This window comes from Candidatus Mycoplasma haematohominis (assembly GCF_902712995.1).
GTDB lineage: Bacteria > Bacillota_I > Bacilli_A > Mycoplasmatales > Mycoplasmoidaceae > Eperythrozoon_B > Eperythrozoon_B haematohominis.
Window position 1 is genome coordinate 21,556 of record NZ_CACTIB010000019.1, and the last position, 19,580, is coordinate 41,135.

At 31.3% G+C, this 19,580-nt stretch carries 11 protein-coding genes; 8 read left to right on the forward strand and 3 right to left on the reverse strand.

Annotation, left to right across the window (positions count from 1 at the left end; genetic code table 4):
- Window positions 1–15 precede the first annotated feature (15 nt).
- From H6411_RS03035 to H6411_RS03045, 3 genes are read right to left on the reverse strand one after another with little or no spacing between them, the layout of a single operon-like run.
- Window positions 16–6,024 carry a hypothetical protein gene (locus H6411_RS03035; protein ID WP_216083173.1) on the reverse strand — a complete coding sequence of 2,003 codons (6,009 nt, stop codon included), beginning with the start codon at window positions 6,022–6,024 and terminating at the stop codon, window positions 16–18.
- Window positions 6,025–6,036: 12 nt separating this feature from the next.
- Window positions 6,037–9,345, reverse strand: coding sequence for a hypothetical protein (locus tag H6411_RS03040; RefSeq protein WP_216083174.1), 3,309 nt, complete (start codon window positions 9,343–9,345; stop codon window positions 6,037–6,039).
- On the reverse strand, window positions 9,335–11,503 hold the full coding sequence (locus H6411_RS03045; RefSeq protein WP_216083175.1) for an ATP-dependent helicase: 2,169 nt from the start codon (window positions 11,501–11,503) through the stop codon (window positions 9,335–9,337). The genes H6411_RS03040 and H6411_RS03045 overlap by 11 nt, the downstream gene beginning before the upstream one ends.
- Window positions 11,504–11,738: 235 nt before the next feature.
- On the opposite strand from H6411_RS03045, the gene H6411_RS03050 reads away from it, so the two are divergent.
- The 8 genes from H6411_RS03050 (at window position 11,739) to H6411_RS03085 (ending at window position 19,507) form a co-directional block, all read left to right on the forward strand.
- Complete coding sequence (locus H6411_RS03050; protein ID WP_216083176.1) at window positions 11,739–12,569, forward strand: hypothetical protein; 831 nt, start codon at window positions 11,739–11,741, stop codon at window positions 12,567–12,569.
- 4 nt (window positions 12,570–12,573) lie between these two features.
- Window positions 12,574–13,389 carry a hypothetical protein gene (locus H6411_RS03055; protein WP_216083177.1) on the forward strand — a complete coding sequence of 272 codons (816 nt, stop codon included), beginning with the start codon at window positions 12,574–12,576 and terminating at the stop codon, window positions 13,387–13,389.
- Between the two features lie 75 nt (window positions 13,390–13,464).
- On the forward strand, window positions 13,465–14,037 hold the full coding sequence (locus H6411_RS03060; protein WP_216083178.1) for a hypothetical protein: 573 nt from the start codon (window positions 13,465–13,467) through the stop codon (window positions 14,035–14,037).
- 134 nt (window positions 14,038–14,171) lie between these two features.
- Window positions 14,172–15,224 (forward strand): hypothetical protein, encoded by a 1,053-nt coding sequence (locus H6411_RS03065; protein WP_216083179.1) that lies wholly within the window; start codon window positions 14,172–14,174, stop codon window positions 15,222–15,224.
- A 237-nt stretch (window positions 15,225–15,461) separates the two neighbouring features.
- A complete protein-coding gene (locus H6411_RS03070) occupies window positions 15,462–16,658 on the forward strand; it encodes a hypothetical protein (RefSeq protein WP_216083180.1) in 1,197 nt (398 codons plus the stop codon).
- 327 nt (window positions 16,659–16,985) lie between these two features.
- Window positions 16,986–18,152 (forward strand): hypothetical protein, encoded by a 1,167-nt coding sequence (locus H6411_RS03075; protein WP_216083181.1) that lies wholly within the window; start codon window positions 16,986–16,988, stop codon window positions 18,150–18,152.
- A 180-nt stretch (window positions 18,153–18,332) separates the two neighbouring features.
- Window positions 18,333–18,782, forward strand: coding sequence for a hypothetical protein (locus tag H6411_RS03080; RefSeq protein ID WP_216083182.1), 450 nt, complete (start codon window positions 18,333–18,335; stop codon window positions 18,780–18,782).
- A 161-nt stretch (window positions 18,783–18,943) separates the two neighbouring features.
- Complete coding sequence (locus H6411_RS03085) at window positions 18,944–19,507, forward strand: hypothetical protein (RefSeq protein WP_216083183.1); 564 nt, start codon at window positions 18,944–18,946, stop codon at window positions 19,505–19,507.
- The last annotated feature ends 73 nt before the right edge of the window (window positions 19,508–19,580 follow it).

Below are 19,580 nucleotides of genomic sequence, written 5' to 3' on the forward strand. Positions count from 1 at the left end.
GTTTCAGTTTAGAAATTAAGAAAGTATAAACAGAAGAACTTTATCTCTGGCTCTACTCTTCCATAATTTTTCGTAGGTTTCTGAATCTTGGTTGTAGTCGTCAATTAGTACCAGAACATGATCGAACGTTTGAGGTGAATTACTTATATCTATGTATTTTTTAACGTAATTAATTTCCGGTGTTAGTCTAGAAGAAAAATTTTCTACGCTTGAGGAGTTGGTTAATAGGCTGGATATTGAATTTACTGTATTTTGTTTTTCTTGTAGTGTTAGATATTTAGATTTGTATATTCAAGAATATATTTCATTTGATAGGTTGGAAAGAAGGTTGTAAGTGTTTGTTTCTTCTTTTAAGTATTGTTTGCATTTATTTATTGTTTCTAGTAAGGTTATGTAGTCTGGCCATTCTGCTTTAAATATTTTTTTGAATTCTGTGTCTTTTAGGAACATGAATTTAAGTGACTTGAGTATTTCTTCCATGTTGTTTGTTTGTGTTAAAGAGATGATTGTTTTTATAAATCTGTTTATGTGGAATTGTGTGCTTTGGTTTGGGAAACAGTAGGTAAGTATTTGGTTTTCTTGGTAGTCTCTTGTTGTTAGGACTATTAAAGATTTGTTTAGTTCTTGAGATTCTCTTATTTTTTTGGAGAGAGTTAGGAATCTAGATTTATTGTTTGTGAAAGTGTATTGTTCTTCTTGGTATTTGGTGTAAGTTGTTGGTTGGTAGGAGATTTCTAGTTGTTTAGTTTCAATCTGTGGAGTTTCAATCTGTGAAACCGATGCTGTAATAGTTAAGTCTTGAATTTGTTGTAGGTAGGGTGAGATGTTAGGAGAATCGCTGGTTAGGAATAGTCTTTTTCTTGAACTAGTTATTGCTTTGTAGAAGTATCTTGAGTGGATGTGATGATGACTTCATGCGCCAAAAGATTTGTTTAGTTGCATTATGAAGACGTTGTCTCATTTTTGGTTTTCTATTTGCATCATTGGAAGAACCTTTATTCCTGGAAAGTAGCTATTTAGAAGTTTTATTTCTTCTTGTTTTTTTGTTGCTACTAGGATTACTGAGTTGTCTGGATCTGTTAATTTAGACTTAACTCACATGATTTCTTCTAGCTGTGAGTTAGCTATATAAGTAATTGGTTTTTCTCCGGGTAAATCTGGATTTTCTATTTTTATACCTGTTAGTTTGTTTAGAAGAGTTAGGGAATAATTGGAGGATTGGGAGTATTCTTGTTTCAGTAATCTTCCTTTGAATATATTTAGTTGACTTCTTAGTTCCTGTATTCTTATTTCTTTGGTGTATATATCTGATCTGTTTTTGGAGATGAATAAGACATGGTTGACGTATTTAATTATTTGTGATATTCAATCTAGTTCTTCTTCAGCTAGTAAGTAGTAGTCAACAATTATTAAAGCTTCTATGTGTTTATTGCAGGCTTCTTCAAGTTTTTTGTCTGTATTTATTGCGTACTCTCATATATAGAAAGAATCAATAAATTTGAAGTCTCCTGTTTGAGGTTTTGTGTATTTATATTTGTGGAAAATCTTGTATATCTCTTTTATTTCTTCTTTGCTTCATAGAGAAGTTAGTTCTTTATCTGCTTCGAATTCAAATTCTTTGGTTATCTGGGTTTTAATTCTGTCTATTTTGTACATGTAATTTATGGAGTCGTAGTATTGGTCTCATTTTTCTTTGGGTACTTTAAATTCTTGAAATATTTTTTCTATGAAAGCTTTCTTGTTGACTATTGCTCCAAAGCTTTGTATTTTTTGAGAAATTGCGCATAGCAATCCGTCTATGAAACAGCTGTTGATGTCATATTGGAAGGTTGCTTTTCTTCAGAAAATTGGTTTTGTGGAAATTATGAATATTTTTTCTGGATCTATATTCTTACTTATTAGATCTTCTATTTTTGATTTGACATCATGTAGTATTTCTTCTCCTGTTAGCCCTTCTAGTAAGGTTTCTCGGTAGTTAGATAGGGCTTTTTTCCTTTGTTCTATTGAATTTATTGATTCACTTGTTTCTTGTAATTCATTTATTTCTTCTATTTTTGTAGGTAAGTAAATGTTTGTAGTTTCTATTTTTGTTAAGTTTTTAATTTCTTGTAAATATTGAGAGATGTTAGGAGAATCGCTGGATAGGAATAGGTTTTTCTTAGAGCTTGTTATTGCTTTGTAGAAGTATCTTGAATGGATGTGATTGTGACTTCAGGTACCAAATGATTTATTTAGTTGGATAACGAAAACGTTTTCTCATTTTTGATCTTTTAATTCACTTATTGGAAGTATTTTGTCTTCTGGGAAATGTTGTTTTATGTAATAGAGTTCTTTCTTTTTATCTTGGGTTAAGAGAATTATGTAGTCAGATATATCTTTGGTTTTTGATTGTATTCAACCTATTTCTTCTTCTAGGGAGTTGGCTATGTAAGTAATTGGTTTTTCTCCTGGTATATTTTGATTTTCTATTTTTAGACCTGTTAGTTGATTTAGAAGAGATAGGGCAGAGTTTGAGGTTTGTGAGTATTCTTCGGAGATTGTTATCGGATTAAAGATTTGACATTTATTTCTTATATTTTTTATTCTTCTTTCTTTTTGGTAGAGGGAAGAGTTGTGTTTTGATATGAATAAAGTATTTTTTGCATGTTTAGTTATTTTTTCTAGTCAATCTAATTCTTCTTCTGCTAGTAAGTAGTAATCGATAAATATTAGGCATTCGACGTATTTTCAGCAGGCAACATGTATTTTATTGTCACTACTTAGTCATTCTTGTCTGTATAAAACATCTATGAATATGTACTCATTTGATTTTGGAGTGTTGTATTTGAATTGTTGATGCAGGTTATATATGATTTCAATTTCTTTTGGATTTCATAGTTGTCTTAGGCTCATGTCGCCTTGGAAAACTTTTAATTGTGTGGCTTGGTTAGTTCTTCTGTCTTCTTTGTACATGTAGTTCATGGAATCGTAGTAATAGTCTCATTTGTTTTCTGAAATATTGTTGCTTTCGAAGTATTTTTGAATTAGAGATTTTTTGATAGATATCGGTTGATAATTGTTCTTTCTTCCTGAAAGAGTTTCTAGTAAGTCATTGAAAGTGAAGATGTTTATTAGCGAATCTGGGATTTGTTTTTTTCAGAATGTTGGATTATTTGAAATTACGAATATTTTTCCTCTTTCAACTCCTGATTGGATTTGTAGGTTTATTTTTTCTTTTACGCTTTGTATTATTTCTTCGTCTGTTAGTCCTTCTAATATGGTTTCTTTAGAGTTATAGATTGCTTGTTTTCTTATTTCTGATGAGTTAATAGGAATACTTGTTGTTTGAGGAATACTTGTTGTTTGAGGAATACTTGTTGTTTGAGGAATACTTGTTGTTTGAGGAATACTTGTTGTTTGAGGAATACTTGTTGTCGCCAATATTGGCCTTTCAATTTCATTTGATTCTTTAATTGGAGTTTCTAATTTAGTTAGGTCTTTAATTGTTTTTAGATAAGGAGAAATATCTGGAGAATCGCTGGATAGGAATAGGTTTTTCTTTGAACTGGTTATTGCTTTGTAGAAGTATCTTGAGTGGATATGGTTGTGACTTCAAGTTCCGAATTGTTTATTCAGGCGTATTATGAAAACATTGTCATATTTTTGGTTTCCTATAGCGCTTATCTGAAAGACGTTTGTATTAGGGAATAATTGTTTGATATGAGAAATGTCTTTTCCTTCATGTGAAGCTACTAGGATTACAGAATTTGAGGGATCTGTTAATTTGGATTTGATTCATTCATTTTCTTCTTCTAGAGAGTTAGCTATGTAGGATATAGGCTGATTTCCTATTAGATTTGGGTTGTTTAGGTTTGAATTAGTTAGTTTGTTTAGTAGAGTTAGAGCGTAATTAGTAGTTGTTTCGTATTCTTCTGAGATTGGTCCGGCGTTTAGTATTAGGAAGTTGTTTCTGAATTTTCTTATTCTTTTTTCATTTGCATATACACTTGAGTTGGTTTTTGAGATTGCTAGTACCTGATCTACATATTTAATTACTTCTGTTATTCAATCTAGTTCTTCTTCTGATAGTAGGTGGTGTTCAATAATTATTAATGCTTCTATGTGTTTAATACATGCTTCTTCAATTTTTTGTCTAGTGCTGAAGTATTCTGGATAGTGGAGAACATCTAGGAAGTTGTATTCGTTTAGTAAATGTCTTTCTTCTTTTTGGTATTGGGAATAGATACTGTGTAGTTCGTTTATTTCTTGTCTACTTAGTTCACTTTTTAAGTACGGATTTTCTTGTGCGTCATATAGAGATGTAATTGGCCTTCTTTTTTGTTTGGATTCTTGATTTATTAAGTTAATTAGTGTGTAATAGTTGTTTCATAGTTCTACTGGAATAGATAGTCTTTCTAAGTGTTTTTGAATTAAGGCTTTTTTGGTGGTTATTGAAGTTAGTTTTTCTTGGCAGTTGGAGATTGTTTTTAGGAAGTTTTCTGGAGATTCTATTTTTACTTGATAGTTGGATAAGTTTTGTGATCACGTGTAGGGTATAGAGGAGATAACGAATATTTTTTGTGCTGGTATGTTTTGACTTATTAGGTTTTCTATTTTTTCTTTGACATCATGTAGTATTTCTTTTTCTGTTAGGCTTTCTAGTATTGCTTTTCCTTTGTTTTGAATAGCTTGTTTTCTTATTTCTTCTGATTTATTTAAGTTGTTTGTTGGTTCTTGATTTGGTAGATTTGCTATTTCTTTGGCTTGGACGAAAGGAATTTTTAGGGCTTTGTATTCTTGGGGTTTTTCTGAGAAGCTAGGTCAGCAGAAGATGGTTTCTTTAGCTAAAGTTAGCTCTTTTGCTGTTGGTTCTTCTTTTGTTATTAGGAATCCGAAAGTTGGTTTATCAGTTATTTCTTCTGATTTGGTTCTGGCTAGTTGATAATTAATTTCCCTTGATTTTTCTTCTATTTTCTTTTTTATTTCTCTTATGTTTTGTTTTTGAGTGTAGTATTGGGTTATTTCTAGAAAGGTATTTCAGGTTTCTGGGTTTCTTTTTTGTAGTTGAGTTATTAGACCTAGGGTTTCGAATATTTCTATTATTTGGTTTGTAGATTGAATTTTGCTTATTATTTCTTGAGCTATTGATTTATTTTGCAGGTATATGAATTCATGTTTGTAGCTGTTTACTGAGTTGAGTAGTTCTGGAGGGATTTGTTCATAGGTTTCTAGTTTGGCTATTTCTAGTCAATCTATGAATATTTTGAATTCATTGTGGAATAATTCCGGGAGTATTCTGTTGTATTTTATTTTTTCTTCTTCTGTGTTTGTATAGATGCAGCAGCTTCTAAAGGAGTATCCTTGTTTTTGTAGTTCTTTTATTTTTTTGCTTATTCAGAAGCTGTCAAATGGTATTTCTTCTGTTTCACTTATTAATTTATTTATGTCTTGATCATCTATTTCAGTGTGTTCAATTACGTTTTGACTTATCTTAAGATCTATTTCGAATTTATTTATTACTAGATATTGTTTTTGTTCTGGATCGAATTTGTCCATGTCATTTCTTTCGTATTGTCAGAAGAAGGTGTCTACGTGCTGGCATAGTACTTTTATGAATTGTGAATTTACTGGGTATGGATGACCTTTTATGTTTCCTATGAAGAAAATTAGTTTGCATTTTTCGGCTATTTGTTTAGTTAGCGCAACTTGTTTTTCTGTTCCGTCTGGATTTTTTTGCTTGACTAGAAAATTATTTTTTAGGTTTTCGTAGGATAAATACTCTATTTGGTCTACTCAATTTTGGTTTTCTGGGTTTAGGGCGTTCTTTAATTCTTCTTTAAATAGGTTTAGATCTTGTGGGTCGTAGGCAACTATTAGTAACTGTTTAGGTCTTTCTATTTTTTTGGTATCTATTATGGTTTCTATCTTTATTGCTGCTAATTTTTGGGTTTCTTGTTTATTTCAGCCGTAGATTATTGAGGATTGGTAGGGTTTGTTTAATACTTCTATTTGAGAAGCAGTTAATTGTTCTCAATTTGTGCTCATGGAGGTAAAGAATTAGAGGTTGTCTTTTATGAATAAGAGCATTTTTTCTTTGACTTTTGTTCCTCATATTTTTTCGCAGGAGACTATATGTTTTAGGTTGTCTATGAGTATGAGTATGTAGTCGAATTTTTTGTCTGTTATTTCTGTGTATTTCTTTATTTGAGTGTCGTTTCTGGATACTTCAGATATGAATTCATTTAGATTTTTGCAGTCATCTATTGTGTCTTCTATATCTTCTATTATTTGTTTTTTGGATTCATCATCTAGATTCTGTCCGCTTTTTATTCAGATCTTTATGGTCTTAAATACGTTTTGGAGTAGGTTTGTAGGATTTTGTTCTTCTTTTATGTGTTGTTTGCATTTATTTATTGTTTCTATTAGGGTCATGCAGTCTGATCATTCTCCTCTGAATAGTTTTTTGAATTGAGGGTCTTGTAAAAATAGGAATTTAAGATCTGAGAATATGATTCTTACGTCGTTTATTACTGATAGAGTGAGTATTTTCTTTATGAATTTGTTTATGTGGAATTGTAAGTTTTTGTTTTGAAAACAGTAGGAGAGAATTTGATTTTCGTGATATTCGTCTGTTGTTAGTATTAGGTAGGATTTACCGCAAGATTCTACCTCTAGTATTCTTTTGTTTATTTCTATACATCTCTCTTTGTTGCTTTTGAAGTGGTAACTTTCTACTTCGTATGGGTATTCAAAGATTTTTGTTAGTTCTTCTTGTTTTTGTTCGACTTCTGGCTCTGGTTTTTGTTCCTTTTCTGGAATAGGTTTAGTTTTTAGTTCTTCTTCATGCTCTGATTCTATGGTTGTCAATTCTTTTATTTCTTGTAGGAAAGGGGAAATTTTTTTAGAGTTGCTTGAGAGGAATAGTTGTTTGGAGGAGCTTGTTAGGGCTTTGTAGAAGAGTCTGGAGTGGATGTGTTTGTGACTTCATGTTCCGAAATTATCATTTAGGTGCATGATGAAGACGTTTTCTCATACTTTGTCTTCTATATCTTGTATTTTTAGTATTGTTGTATTTGGAAATTCTTTTCTTAGGGGAGTTATGTTTTCTTGGTTTGGAACTATGATTGTTGCATTGGAAAGGTTTTTTATTTTTGATTTAACTCAGTCTATTTCTTCTTTAAGGGAAGTTGTGATGTAGGAGATTGGTTGTTTTCCTTGTACGTTTGGGTTGGTTAGATTTGAATTAGTTAATTTGTTTATGAGAGAAAGGGAATAGTTGGAGGTTTGAGAGTATTCTTCTGATAGTTTTTTGTTTTCGAAGATATTGAATTGGTTTCTAAAGTTTTTTATTTGTTCTTCGTTTTGATAGATAGAAGTGTTTTGTTTTGAGATTATTAGAACGCTTTCTATGTATTGGACTATGTTGTTTAGAACTGATAATTCTTCTGGAGCTAATAAGTGATAATCTGTGACTATTAGAGCGCCTATTGTTTGGTAGCAAGCTTTTTGTATTTCTGATCCTTCTTTGTCTTTTAGTATTGTGTGAGCATTTAGATAGTCTATGAAGTGTTGGTTTTCTTTTTTAATGTCTTTGAATAGTTTGTAGGTTTGTTCTAGAGTTTTTAGTTCTTCTGGGTTGAGTGAATTCTTTAGTGAGCTTTTTTCTAGATTCTTTATATTCTTATTTTTTTCTTCTTCTTGTTTGTATAGGGAGTTGATTATTTGGTAGAACTTATTTCAGTTTTTTTCTGGAACTGAATTTTTTTCTAAACAGGTTTGAATTAGGATTTTTTTGGTTATTACCGGTTCGATTTTTTTGTTACATTCCGTGAGGATATTTAGAAAGTCATAGAAGGAGCAGCATTGGATGTCGTCGTATTTAATTAAGTGATTTTGTCATTTTTGTGGATCTGACGAGACTATAAATATTTTTTCTGTTGGAGTATTGTGTTGACAGAGTATGGCAACTCTTTCTTTTATGTCGTGAATTAGTTCTTCTTCTGTTAGACCTTCTAGTAGAGTAGGTTTGTCTTTGTAGTTGTAGATTGCATCTTGTCTTGTGTTTGTGTTGGATATGAATATGGTTGGAGTGGATTTATGGGCTATAGGGTCATATTCTTTGTAAGTTAAGTTTTCGTGAGGGAAGTAGGAGAATATTTTTTCTTTGGCTAGAGATAGTTCTTCCGATGTTGGTTCTTCTTTTTTTGTTAGGAAAGCGAATTTGGGTTTTGGATTGGATGCTTCTGATTTGGTTTTTGCTAGTTGGTAATTTATTTCTTTTGATTTTTCTTTAATTCTCTCTTTTATTGCTTTTAGATCTTTTTTGAGGGGGTAGTTTTTTATTATGGATTGGAAGATTTTTCAGATTTCTGGATTTGAGTTTGAAAATTGTTGGGAGATACCTAATTCTTGGAATATTTCTTCTATTTTTGTTATGTTTTGTATGTTCTTAATTACTTTCTTTATTTCTTCTTCGTCTTGTATGTAGAGGTATTCATACTTGTATTTCGTTACTGAATTTAGTAATGGTTTTTCTATTTGTTCGTAATAGAAGTAGTTAGCTATTTCTAGTCAATCTAAGAGTATTTTGAATTCATTTTGAAATACTTCTGGGAATATTAGGTTGTATTTTCTTTTTTCTTCTTCTGTGTCAGTGAAGATGAGACAGTCTTTATATGAGCGACCTTGTTGTTGTATTTCTTGGATTTTTTTGACTATTCAGTAGCTGTCAAATGGTATTTCTTCTGTGGAGTTGATGATTTTATTTATTTCGTTGTCATCTATTTCTATTTGGTGTTGGGGGTAGATTTGTATTGCGTTTTCTATTGTTTTTTTGTTGATTGAGATGTATTCATCTGGAGAGCCAAAGGATGACATGTCATCCTTTTCATATTGTCAAAAGAAAATTATTACGTGCTTAAATAGGATTTTTACAACTGCTTTTTTTATTTGTTGAGGTTGGCTACTTATGTTTCCTAGAAGGAAGACAAGTTTTTTGTCTTTGGCCATTTGCATATTGTTGACCTGTAGTTTTTCTGTTCCATCAGACATTTTTCTTTTTGACAGATATCTTTTTTCTATGTCTTTGTATTCTTGATATTCAATGTGGTTTATTCAGAATTTTTGATCTTCTTCTAGAGTATTTTTGAGTTGTAATTTGAATAGGTCTAAGTCTTTAGGATCGTAGGAGCAAATTAATATTTGTTCTGGTCTTTCTATTTTTTTAAGTGATATAAGGTTTCTTATCTTTATAGATGCTATTTTGTGAGTATCCTTTTTGCTTCAGCCGCTAATTATTGTTGGTTTAAAGGGGTTTTTGAGTACTTCTATTTCAGAAGGAGTTAATGCTTCTCAATTAATCTTCATCAATTATTTCATCTTCGCTAATTAGTTCCGCCTCTTCTTCTGATCATTGCCCTTCGTTTTCTTCATCATCTTCATCGAAATCAACTACTATTTCTTCTTCATTTAGGTTTATACCTTCTCCGTCTTCTAGCTCATCCATTAAGTCATCTCTTTCATCTATATCTTCTAAGTTGTCTATTAATGGATTGGGTATTAGATGTTCTACATCTGCTAGGAATCTAGATTTACCATCATCTTTAGCTGAGGTGGAGAGGAATAATCCTTTTTTTGCTCTGGTCATGGCAACATAAGTTAGCCGTCTTTCTTCTGCTATGTAATCTATGTTTTTTCTGTTTCTTTCTTGTTTTTTTATGCAGATGTTTGATGGTAGCTTTCCTTCATTTAGTTTCATTAAAAAGACGTAGTCGAACTCTAGTCCTTTTACTCCGTGTATTGTGCTGATCATTAGGTTGTCTCCGTCTAGACTTCTAGGGTTGAAATTTATTATTCCTTCTTTTACTTGTTCTATGTTTTTGGCATTTGACATCGTACTTTCCAGGAAGCTTTTTATACGGTTGTATTTACTTGCATTTTCTTCGTAGTATTCAAATATTTTTACTTCTTTTAGAATTGCATGGATTTTTTTCTGTATGTCTACTTCTGAGTCTGGTTTGTTAGCTATTGCTTTTATGGTTAGGCAGGTTCTTCTAAAGTCAATTATTTTTGGATCTGTGCTGTGTTTCATGATTTGTTGGTAGGCTATTTCTGGTCCTGCACTGAATAGTTCCGCAATTTTCTTATCTCCTAGTCCTCTTCTTGGTTTATTTATGACTCTTTTCATAGCGGAACCTTGTACTTTTACAGATCCTCCTACAGCTATGTTTAGTCAGCATATTAGGTCTTTTACTTCTTCTCTTCTTAGGTCTTGATTAATAGTTTCTCTGTTTTCGTAAGGAATTCTTTTCCTTAGTAACTTAAATTCAATCTCTTCTCTGTGCTTTCTATTTCTGGCTAAGACTGCCATTTCTTTGAAGGGAACCTTATATTTTTCATTTAGCTCTAATATCTTGTTTATTATTTGGTTTTCTTCTGATTCATTGGAGTTTGTTAGGTGTAATTTAACTGGAAGACCTATTGAAGGGTTGTAAGCTCTAAGAGTTTTAGATAGTTCGTCTGTTTTGTGGTTTGGTTCAATAAGTTTGTTTGATACTTCTAGTATCTCTGGAGTAGATCTGAAGTTTAGTTCTAGTTTTCTGATGGTTACTTCTTTTCCTTGCGTTTCAAAGTAGTCTTTGAATTTAGTGAAGATATCTGAAACAGCTCCCCTGAAGCCGTAGATGGATTGGTCTGGATCTCCTACGCATAAGATACTTGCATTCTTGGAACATAGTTTTTTTATTATTTCGAATTGAACATCATCTATATCCTGAAACTCATCACATAGAATAGCGTCAAATCTAGATGATCACTTCTCTGCTACTTTTGGATCTCTTAGGAATTGATGGGCAGTAAGTAGGATATCGTCAAATGAGTACATACCCATTTCTTTAAATTTTTGGTCATGAGCTCTATAAAGCTTAAGCATCATCTCATGAGGGAATTTTTCAAGTATTCTTCCAGGATCTCCAGTTACAACTTCTTCTGCGACATCTATTAGTTCTTCAACAGTAAATTCATCTCTTTCGTCTTTTTTACAGATTCATCTCAGTCCTGTAATTATTTCTAAAGCATCTCCTGAGCTACTAATAGGTAATTCAAGAAGATTTATTAGGTCTTTCACTATCAGTCTGTTTTTTTTATCGTGACATATTTTTTGTCTTTCTTTTCAGTTAACTGATATCTCCTCTGTCAGCAGATCAATTGAGATTTTGTGGAATGTACATTTACGACATCTACTCTGAACTTCTTTATCTATTTGCCCATCTTCCAGCAACTTAAATATTCTCCTTCTCATGTTGGTTGTAGCTCTTCTTGAGAAGGTAATAGCTAATATTCTGGTTGGGTCTATGTTTTTTTCTCTTACTAAATATTCAAATCTTTTGGCTAGAACAAGAGTTTTTCCTGATCCGGCTCCAGCAATAACCATTGTTGGAGTCAGAGGGGCTCTGAAAGCTTCGATTTGTTGGGGGGTGTCGCCACTTATATTTTGTGGACGAACTACTCTTCTGATTTCAGACATTAAATATCTTTATTCTTTATATTTATACGGGAAATTTAATAATTGCTTCTCACTAATGTTGCTTTTTCAACACAAACTCAGATAGTTAGGTATATATTGAAGTATAAATTTTTTGTTTGGCAGGAATATTTCGTCTTCCTCTCAAAAGCATTTCATTTAAGCAATCTGTAGTAAATTATTTTTTGTTAATTTAAGCTTAAAAAAGTCTAGAATCTAATTTAATTTAAAAAACCAAATGTTAAACGAAGAGCTACTACTGTCTATCAGTCCAGAGAAAAGAGCAAGAGAGTATGTTCAAACCTGTGAAGGTTTATTAAATCCTAATTTATTTAAGGTTGCCCATATACCAACGACTATAGAAGTTAGTGATGTGGATGATATTCCTCAATCGCTAGTTAAGTTAACTACTGTTTATTTATATAGAGCTTTGAATTTCAAGGCTGATCATGAGGATGTTTTCGCAATACCTTTGCAAGTGGCAGATGAGAATAGTGATGATCCTGATATTCCTATTTCTAAAGGCTGAAGGGATAAAGCTAATGAATTTCTATTTCAGATTAAGGGATTAGATGATCAGTCTATTGTTGCAGCTATTAGATTAACTGGATTTCATTCTTATTATCCAGATGAAGAGATAACTTTGGATAAGTTGATTGTTGGAGATAAGAGCGTAGCGAATATTAGACAACTAGTTAGCAGAATGGCTGAATTCGGTTCTTCAGTTGGTTTGAAGCATGATCCTTCTGAGTTTGTAAGTATACATTGAATTAGATCAGTAAGGATACTAATTCCCGGTGTATACAGTCACTTTTTAGATGGCGATACTTTCTGAAAATTAACTGTTTTTTCTCCAGGAGAGGTACTAAGTAAAGAGGAGACACTTGAGTTACTTATTTATTACATGTTTCTTTCTAGAGCTAGACAATTTTCAAATTGGTTTAGTAAAGTGACTAAGTTAGGAATATTTGATGCTAGGACTAATAATACTTTTGTTGTTAATTTAAGTGATATTTCTCAGGATGTTTTAAAGGTTGTAGCAGATCAAGTGATTGTATTTAATAAGTAGAGTTATGTCAGATTGTATAGCAGTTACTCCTGAAGAAAGAGTTTTCTTCTATGAACAGCCTGGTAATGGTGTATTAGATCCTGCTTTATTTACTACAACAAAGTTACCAACTACTTTGGAAATAGGAGATGAGGAATTTACCTCTTCTTTATTGATAAGTATTGCTTCTGTTTATTTATTTAGATTTATTAAGTTAGAGGCAGAACCAGAGGTTATCTTTAAATTGGCTTTGAAAATAGCGAACACGTATAGTGATGATCCTGAAATTGACTATACAGAAAACTGAAGACATAACTCTAAGGTTCTTTTGAGTTATGTAAGAGGATTAGACGATGATTCTATAGTTTCAACTGTTAGATTGGCTGGATTTAATTCCTATTATTCTGATGTTGATGCTGGAATAGAGTCAGTTAATGTAGGAGCTAAGTCTATGAATGATATTAGGGATTTGTTTGAAAGAATATGTGATTTTTCTGATTTAGTTGGTTTGGTTAATGACGCTTCAGAATTGGATTTTTCTAAGGTAAGAGCTGATTGCGTATTCATAAATGTAGTTGATAGACATTTTGTGGCTGGAGATACTTTCTGACATATAAAAGCTTTTAGACCTGGAGAAGGATTAAATAAAGTTGAGACTCTAGAGTTGTTGGTCTTTTATTTGTTTGGCCTTAGATCAGATAAGAATAAGGAGTTATTTAAAGATATTAAGAAATTAGGAATATTTGATGCCAGAACAAATACTACTTTTGTAATAAATGTAAGTGATATTCCTAAATCCGCAATAGATGAAGCTTCTCAGAAAGTAATCGGATTTAAGTAAGTTTTTGTGTTAAAAATATAGGTTCTTTTTAAGTTTCTTATCGTGCGACTTTCAACCCTTAGTAGTTTGGAGGCTGTGCTTAGCACTGCCAGTATTGATTCTTTAAATCATAGGATTAAGTGGCCTGATCTTAAAGGGGTTCAGAGAGAAAGCAAGAGTTTTTATTTTTCTCAAGATGTTTCTAATACTGAGAAATATAGAGACAAGTTAATAGATACATGACTTACTTTTAAGCTTTGAGTTACTCCAAATAGAAGAGTTTGAAATTTAGAAAACACTTTTAGGACAATAGAAAAAATAAATCCTAACGATAATAACTTTGATAAGGTTGACAAGACTAATCATAGGAAATATTTGATTAAGAAATGAAAGAATAAGGAGAATAAAAAAGTATTTCTCTACACAATTGAGGAAACAGATAAATGAAAAGGAGACGAAAAAGAGAAGTTTTACGATAATTGAACAAGCACAGAATACGGAGAACTCCTATGTACTAATTTGTTCAATAGAAGAAAACTTTGACTAGATATCTTGAAGACAAGGGGAAATGGGAATTTAGTTGCTGGAGTTTCTACAAGGAGTCAGTTGGTTAAATATGATGATTGAACATCTAAAGAGCTTACACCAACAAATCCTCTTTTTAGATAACTTTAGAACCTTGATTATCTTGTTTCATTAATCACAAATTCATTATCTACTTTTTGCTTTTTTATTTCTTTTTTAGCTGAAAATATGAAGTCAATTTGTAGAATGCGGAGCCACAAAGTGAATACTTTCGCTCCATGAATCTACAGAAAACATTTAAGTTTCCCATCTGAGGAATAACCTTTCTTACTATTGGTTCAATAGGAGTAGGAGCAAAAATTTATTTCAGGGATATTCAGCATTTAAGAATTCTTGTTGGTGATTTAACTTTTAGAGAGTTGTTGCTTAATAAGGAATTTATTGTTGTAGAAGACAGCTCTGATTCTGATTTAGTTAAGAGCATTCTTATACAAGATTTAGATCCTATAGAAACTAGAAAACTATATCCTAAGCATTGATTATCTGAGGATAGTTCTTTTATAGCTATTACTTCTAAAAATAATGTGATTATTAATCCTGAACCAACAGCTACAGAACCTCAGAAAGTCAGGAGATATTCTTGAATTAATATGAATTATCCATCTAAATTAGCGGAACAAGAGATAAAGAAAGAATGTAAAAAGTTATTGGATGAGATTTTTTCGCATGATTTATTGGAGAAAGTAAAGAAGTTTTGTACTATTCCAACTATTGAGAATGTATTGATTAGGAATGATTTTGAAATATTGGAGACTGATAGTGATGAAGATGATGAGATTTGAAAAGAAGTAATAGCTGGAGGTTGATTTTCTATCGATGCAGATACTGGAGTTAAGTATTGAGAGTCTCAAAATTTAGTTAAAGAAGAGAATTCTAAAAAAATAGCAGGAGATAAAGGAATTACAAAGGTTGAAGAGGTTACTGAAGAGCATATAGCTATATTGAAGAGAGTATGTAAGATTTCTCTTTCTAAAGGATTTAGACGAAAGAATTTTCCACTTAATACTGATTTCTTGAAGCAAGCAAATGGTTTAGGAGAAGTAGATGAGTTTCAGGAAACAGCTTTGTTTTGTTCTAAACCTAGAAGTGCCAGGGATTATATAGAGAAGACCTTATTAAGAAAAGTAAAAAATAAAGTTGTTTCTGGACACTACTGTTTTCCTCCTGTAGATAAATTAAAGGATGATTATGTTTGAATGACTAATTCTCCTTCTTGAGGTAGAACTTTCTGATGCGGAGTAAGGGAATTATCAGATTATAAGAGGATTTAATTTGTGATTTTTGGTATCTATTTTTTACAGAATTTTCTTTTTAAATCTCTGAATAAAAGTATCTTAAATTTGTTTCTTGGTCGGCTAAATATTTGATTTTTAAAACCATTACTTAATCTAGTTATCTAAATATAAGGCTTTTGATCACCTAAGCTTTTTGTCTTTATTTTTTAATTTCAATATGAAAAATATGTTCCTTCTTAAAATGGCCGCACCACGTATGTTTTTCAAGAGAACATGAGAATATTTGATTACTTCTTCAACCGTTACGGAATTCCTTTATTAGTCGTTGGTTCTACAGGAACTGGGATAAAGCTTTATTTTGGAAAAGTAGGTTATCTTACTTCTGGAAATTCAGAAATCTTTAGTTCTTTAGAAGGACTAGAGCAGTTAGATAATTTTCAGGCAGATCAACCACAAGATATTGGTGAACAACCAAAGGCGCCTGCCGAACTACCTCCTCCAGTTAAACAGCCAGAACCTTCCGTTCCTGAAATAGTTACTTTTGCTAAGAAAATATCTGGAACCGGATTTAAGTTAATTAATGAGAATACTTCGGATGATGTAATTAGGAATATTATGTTTCAAAGGCTTTATCCCAATAAAGATGATGCTTTTTCTTACAGAGCAGATCAACTTTTTAAAGGAAGCATTAGCTTTAGCTTTAAGACTAAAAATTTTGAATCTAAACATAAAAAACATTTAAAGACAATATCTAAACCAGACAACAAACAAGTAAATGACTTTAAACAGTCTTGTTTAGCTGCATTAAAGATTGAATATACAAATGATAAAGATGGAAATAACCAATTATCTAGATTGAGAGAGTGATGTACAGAACCAAAAGTTAAAGATGTACTAAGTAGACATAAATTTAAAGTTTTCTCTGATCCTAAACATGACAAACAAGTTGAAGCAGGCATAAGAAAAATATTGGCTGGCTGATTTAAGAAAGAGAAAAATCATAAATGATGGGAAAAACAAAGTTTCTTTTCTAAAGATGAAATTAAGCAGATTCTTAATGGGAAAGAAAGTGTAGGAATTAAGAATGAAAAGGAAGTTACTGTAAATCAAATAAGGATTGTTAAAGATAAGTGTTTGAAGGAGCTAGATAAGAATTTTGAAAGAGAAAACTTCTATTTAACTAAAGATTTCATTGATCAGATGAATAATAAGTCATCACTAAAAGTAGATGCGTTTCAAGAAGTAGCAATATTTTGTTCTGTTCCTACTGAAGCAAAAGATTATGTTAAAGATGCTATGCAAGGGGTGTTAAGAAATCATTTTGATAGCAAAATTAAGAATGATTATTGTTATGTAAATGGAAAGCAACCAGCTTATTATGCAAAAGTATCAACTGCTGATCCTTTCGAAGGAAAAACCTTCTGATGTGCAGTAAGGCTGTTATATGAAACAAAACCTAAAAAGCCTTAATAAGTTAATTTAAAAATTTGTTAGTTCTTTAGAAAAGTATCTTGATTTCAAATGATTCTCAAAGAGAAGTTTAAGAATTATTTTTTATAAATTTAAGAAAAAAATAAAGAGGAAAATTTCGTAAAGGCAAAAAGAGCGCAGAGCACTTTGAATATCTGTGGGGTTGAGAAATTAGAGCAATTTTGTTTTTCTATTTATAAATAAGACACTTGATTTATATATAAAAACTCTCATGAGTTAAGGATTTTTGTCTTTATTTTTTAATTTCAATATGAAAAATATCTTCCTTCTTAAAATGGCCGCACCAAATATGATTTGCAAAGCGCCATGAGAATATTTGATTACTTTTTTAACCGTTACGGGATTCCTCTATTAGTTGTCGGTTCTACAGGGACTGGAATCAAGCTTTACTTTGGAAAGGTAGGCTATCTTACTTCTGGAAATTCAGAAATCTTTAGTTCTTTAGAGGAGTTAGAGAATTTAAATAATTTTCAAGCAGATGATCCTAATACACAGCCTTCTTTGCCTCCTAAACCAAAAGTAAATACTTTTTCAGATCAGATAGACAAGCAGAAATTCACACTCTTTACTGAATCGACTACAGAAGAGGTAATTAGGAATGTTATGTTTCAGAGGTTGTATCCAAATAAGGATGATGGCTTTACTTATGGCAAAGATCAACTTTTTAAAGGAGGTGTTAGTTTTAAATTTAAAGAAAAAACATTCAATTCTAAAGACGGAACTAAGCATCTAAAAACAATAGAAAAACCTGATAGTACAGAGGTAAATAAATTTAAGGAAGCTTGTCTTAAAGCTTTACAAACAGAATATACAGAAGCGAATGGAGGTAGCGATCAAGTTGCTAGATTAAGGGAATGATGTACAGAACCTAAGGTTAAAGATGTGCTAGGTAGACATAAATTTCATGTTTTTTCAGATGATAAATATAAAGCTAAGGCAGATGAGAACATTAAGAAAATAATTTTTGGTTGATTTAAGGAAGATGGCAATCATAAGTGATGAGAGAAACAAAGTTTCCTTTCGGAAAATGAAATTCAACAAATTTTGAACGGAAAATCAAATGGATTTAAGGAAGAATCAGAAATAACTCCAGAAAATATAAAGATTGTCAAAGATAAATGTTTGGTCGAATTAGATAAGAAATTTGAAAGAGAGAATTTTTATTTAACAAAGGATTTTGTTGATCAAATGGCTGATCAACCTTCCCCTAAACCAAAAGTTGATGCATTTCAAGAAGTAGCATTATTTTGTTCTGAACCTACAACAGCAGAAGATTACGTAAGAGATGCTATGCAGGGAAATTTCAAGGCAGATTTTGAAGACAAAGATAAGAAAGATTATTGCTATTTTGATAATAAGCAAATTACTGATTACAAAAAAGTATCAACTACTGATCCATTTGAAGGAAAGACTTTTTGATGTGCAGTAAGACTATTGTACGAAACTAAAAATCCGCCTAATAATAAGCATTAATCTATAAGTTTTTTCAGAACCTAGACATTGTTTTGTTGTTTAAGTTCGTTGATAGGTAAGTTGTTGATTTAACTATAAGAGACTTATTTACTGACGTTTTTTGTTCTTATTTTTTATTTTTTGTCTTAAAAACATGTTCCTTCTTAAAATGGCCGCACCACATATGTTTTTCAAGGGAACATGAGAATATTTGATTACTTCTTCAATCGTTACGGGATTCCTTTATTAGTTGTTGGCTCCACAGGGACTGGAATCAAGCTTTACTTTGGAAAGGTAGGCTATCTTACTTCTGGAAATTCAGAAGTATTTATTTCTTTAGAGGGGATTGATGAAGCTCAAAACTTACCTATTGTTGATTTAAATGCTGATCAGAAATTGCCAGCCATTACTCCTGTTGTTGAACCTAAAAAAACTACTTTTGCAGACAAGATAGATAGTACTAAATTTAAGGTTTTTTCTGACCAAACTACAGAGGATGTAATTAGAAATGTTATGTTTCAGAGGCTATATCCAAATAAAGATGAGGAGTTTTTTATAGTGATACTCAATTATTTAAAGGAGGAATTCGTTTTGGTTTTAAGGCTAAAGTTCTTAATACAAAAGACAATAAACATCAACTTAAAACAATAGAGAAGCCAGATAATAAAGAAGTAGAAAAATATAAGCAAGCTTGTTTAACTGCTTTAAGAACGGAATATCCAGAAAGTAAAGATGAAAGTCAAGTTGCTAAGTTAAGAGAATGATGTACAGAACCAAAAGTTAAAGATGTATTAGGCAGACATAAATTTAAGTTGTTTTCAGAGAAAAAACATGCAGGCCAAATTGATGACAGCATAAGAAAAATATTGGCTAGTTGATTTAAGAAAGACGGAGCAACTAAATGATGAGAAAAGCAAAGTTTCTTTTCTGCAGATGAAGTACAGCAAATTTTGAAAGATAAAGAAGAAGAGGGAATTAAGGGAGAATCAGAAGTAACGCAGGAACAAATAGAATTTGTTAAGAAAAAATGTTCAGATGAACTGGAAAAAGAATTTAATAGAGAAAACTTCTATTTAACTAAAGATTTTATTGATCAGATGGAAGATCCATCTAAATTAAAAGTCGATTTATTTCAAGAAGTAGCTTTATTTTGTTCTGTTCCTACAACTGCTAAGGATTATGTAAAAGATGCTATGCAAGGAGTTTCTAAAAAAGATTTTCTAGATAAAGATAAGACAGACTATTGTTATGTTGCTGATAAATCACTTACAGATTATGAAAAGGTATCAACTATTGATCCTTTCGGAGGAAAAACTTTTTGATGCGCAGTGAGGCTATTGTATGAAAATAAAAATCAACAGAATAAATCCCACTAGATAAGACTTCAAATAATTTTTTACACAGATTATTAAATAGGTAAATCGTTGATTGAACTATATAAGACTTTAT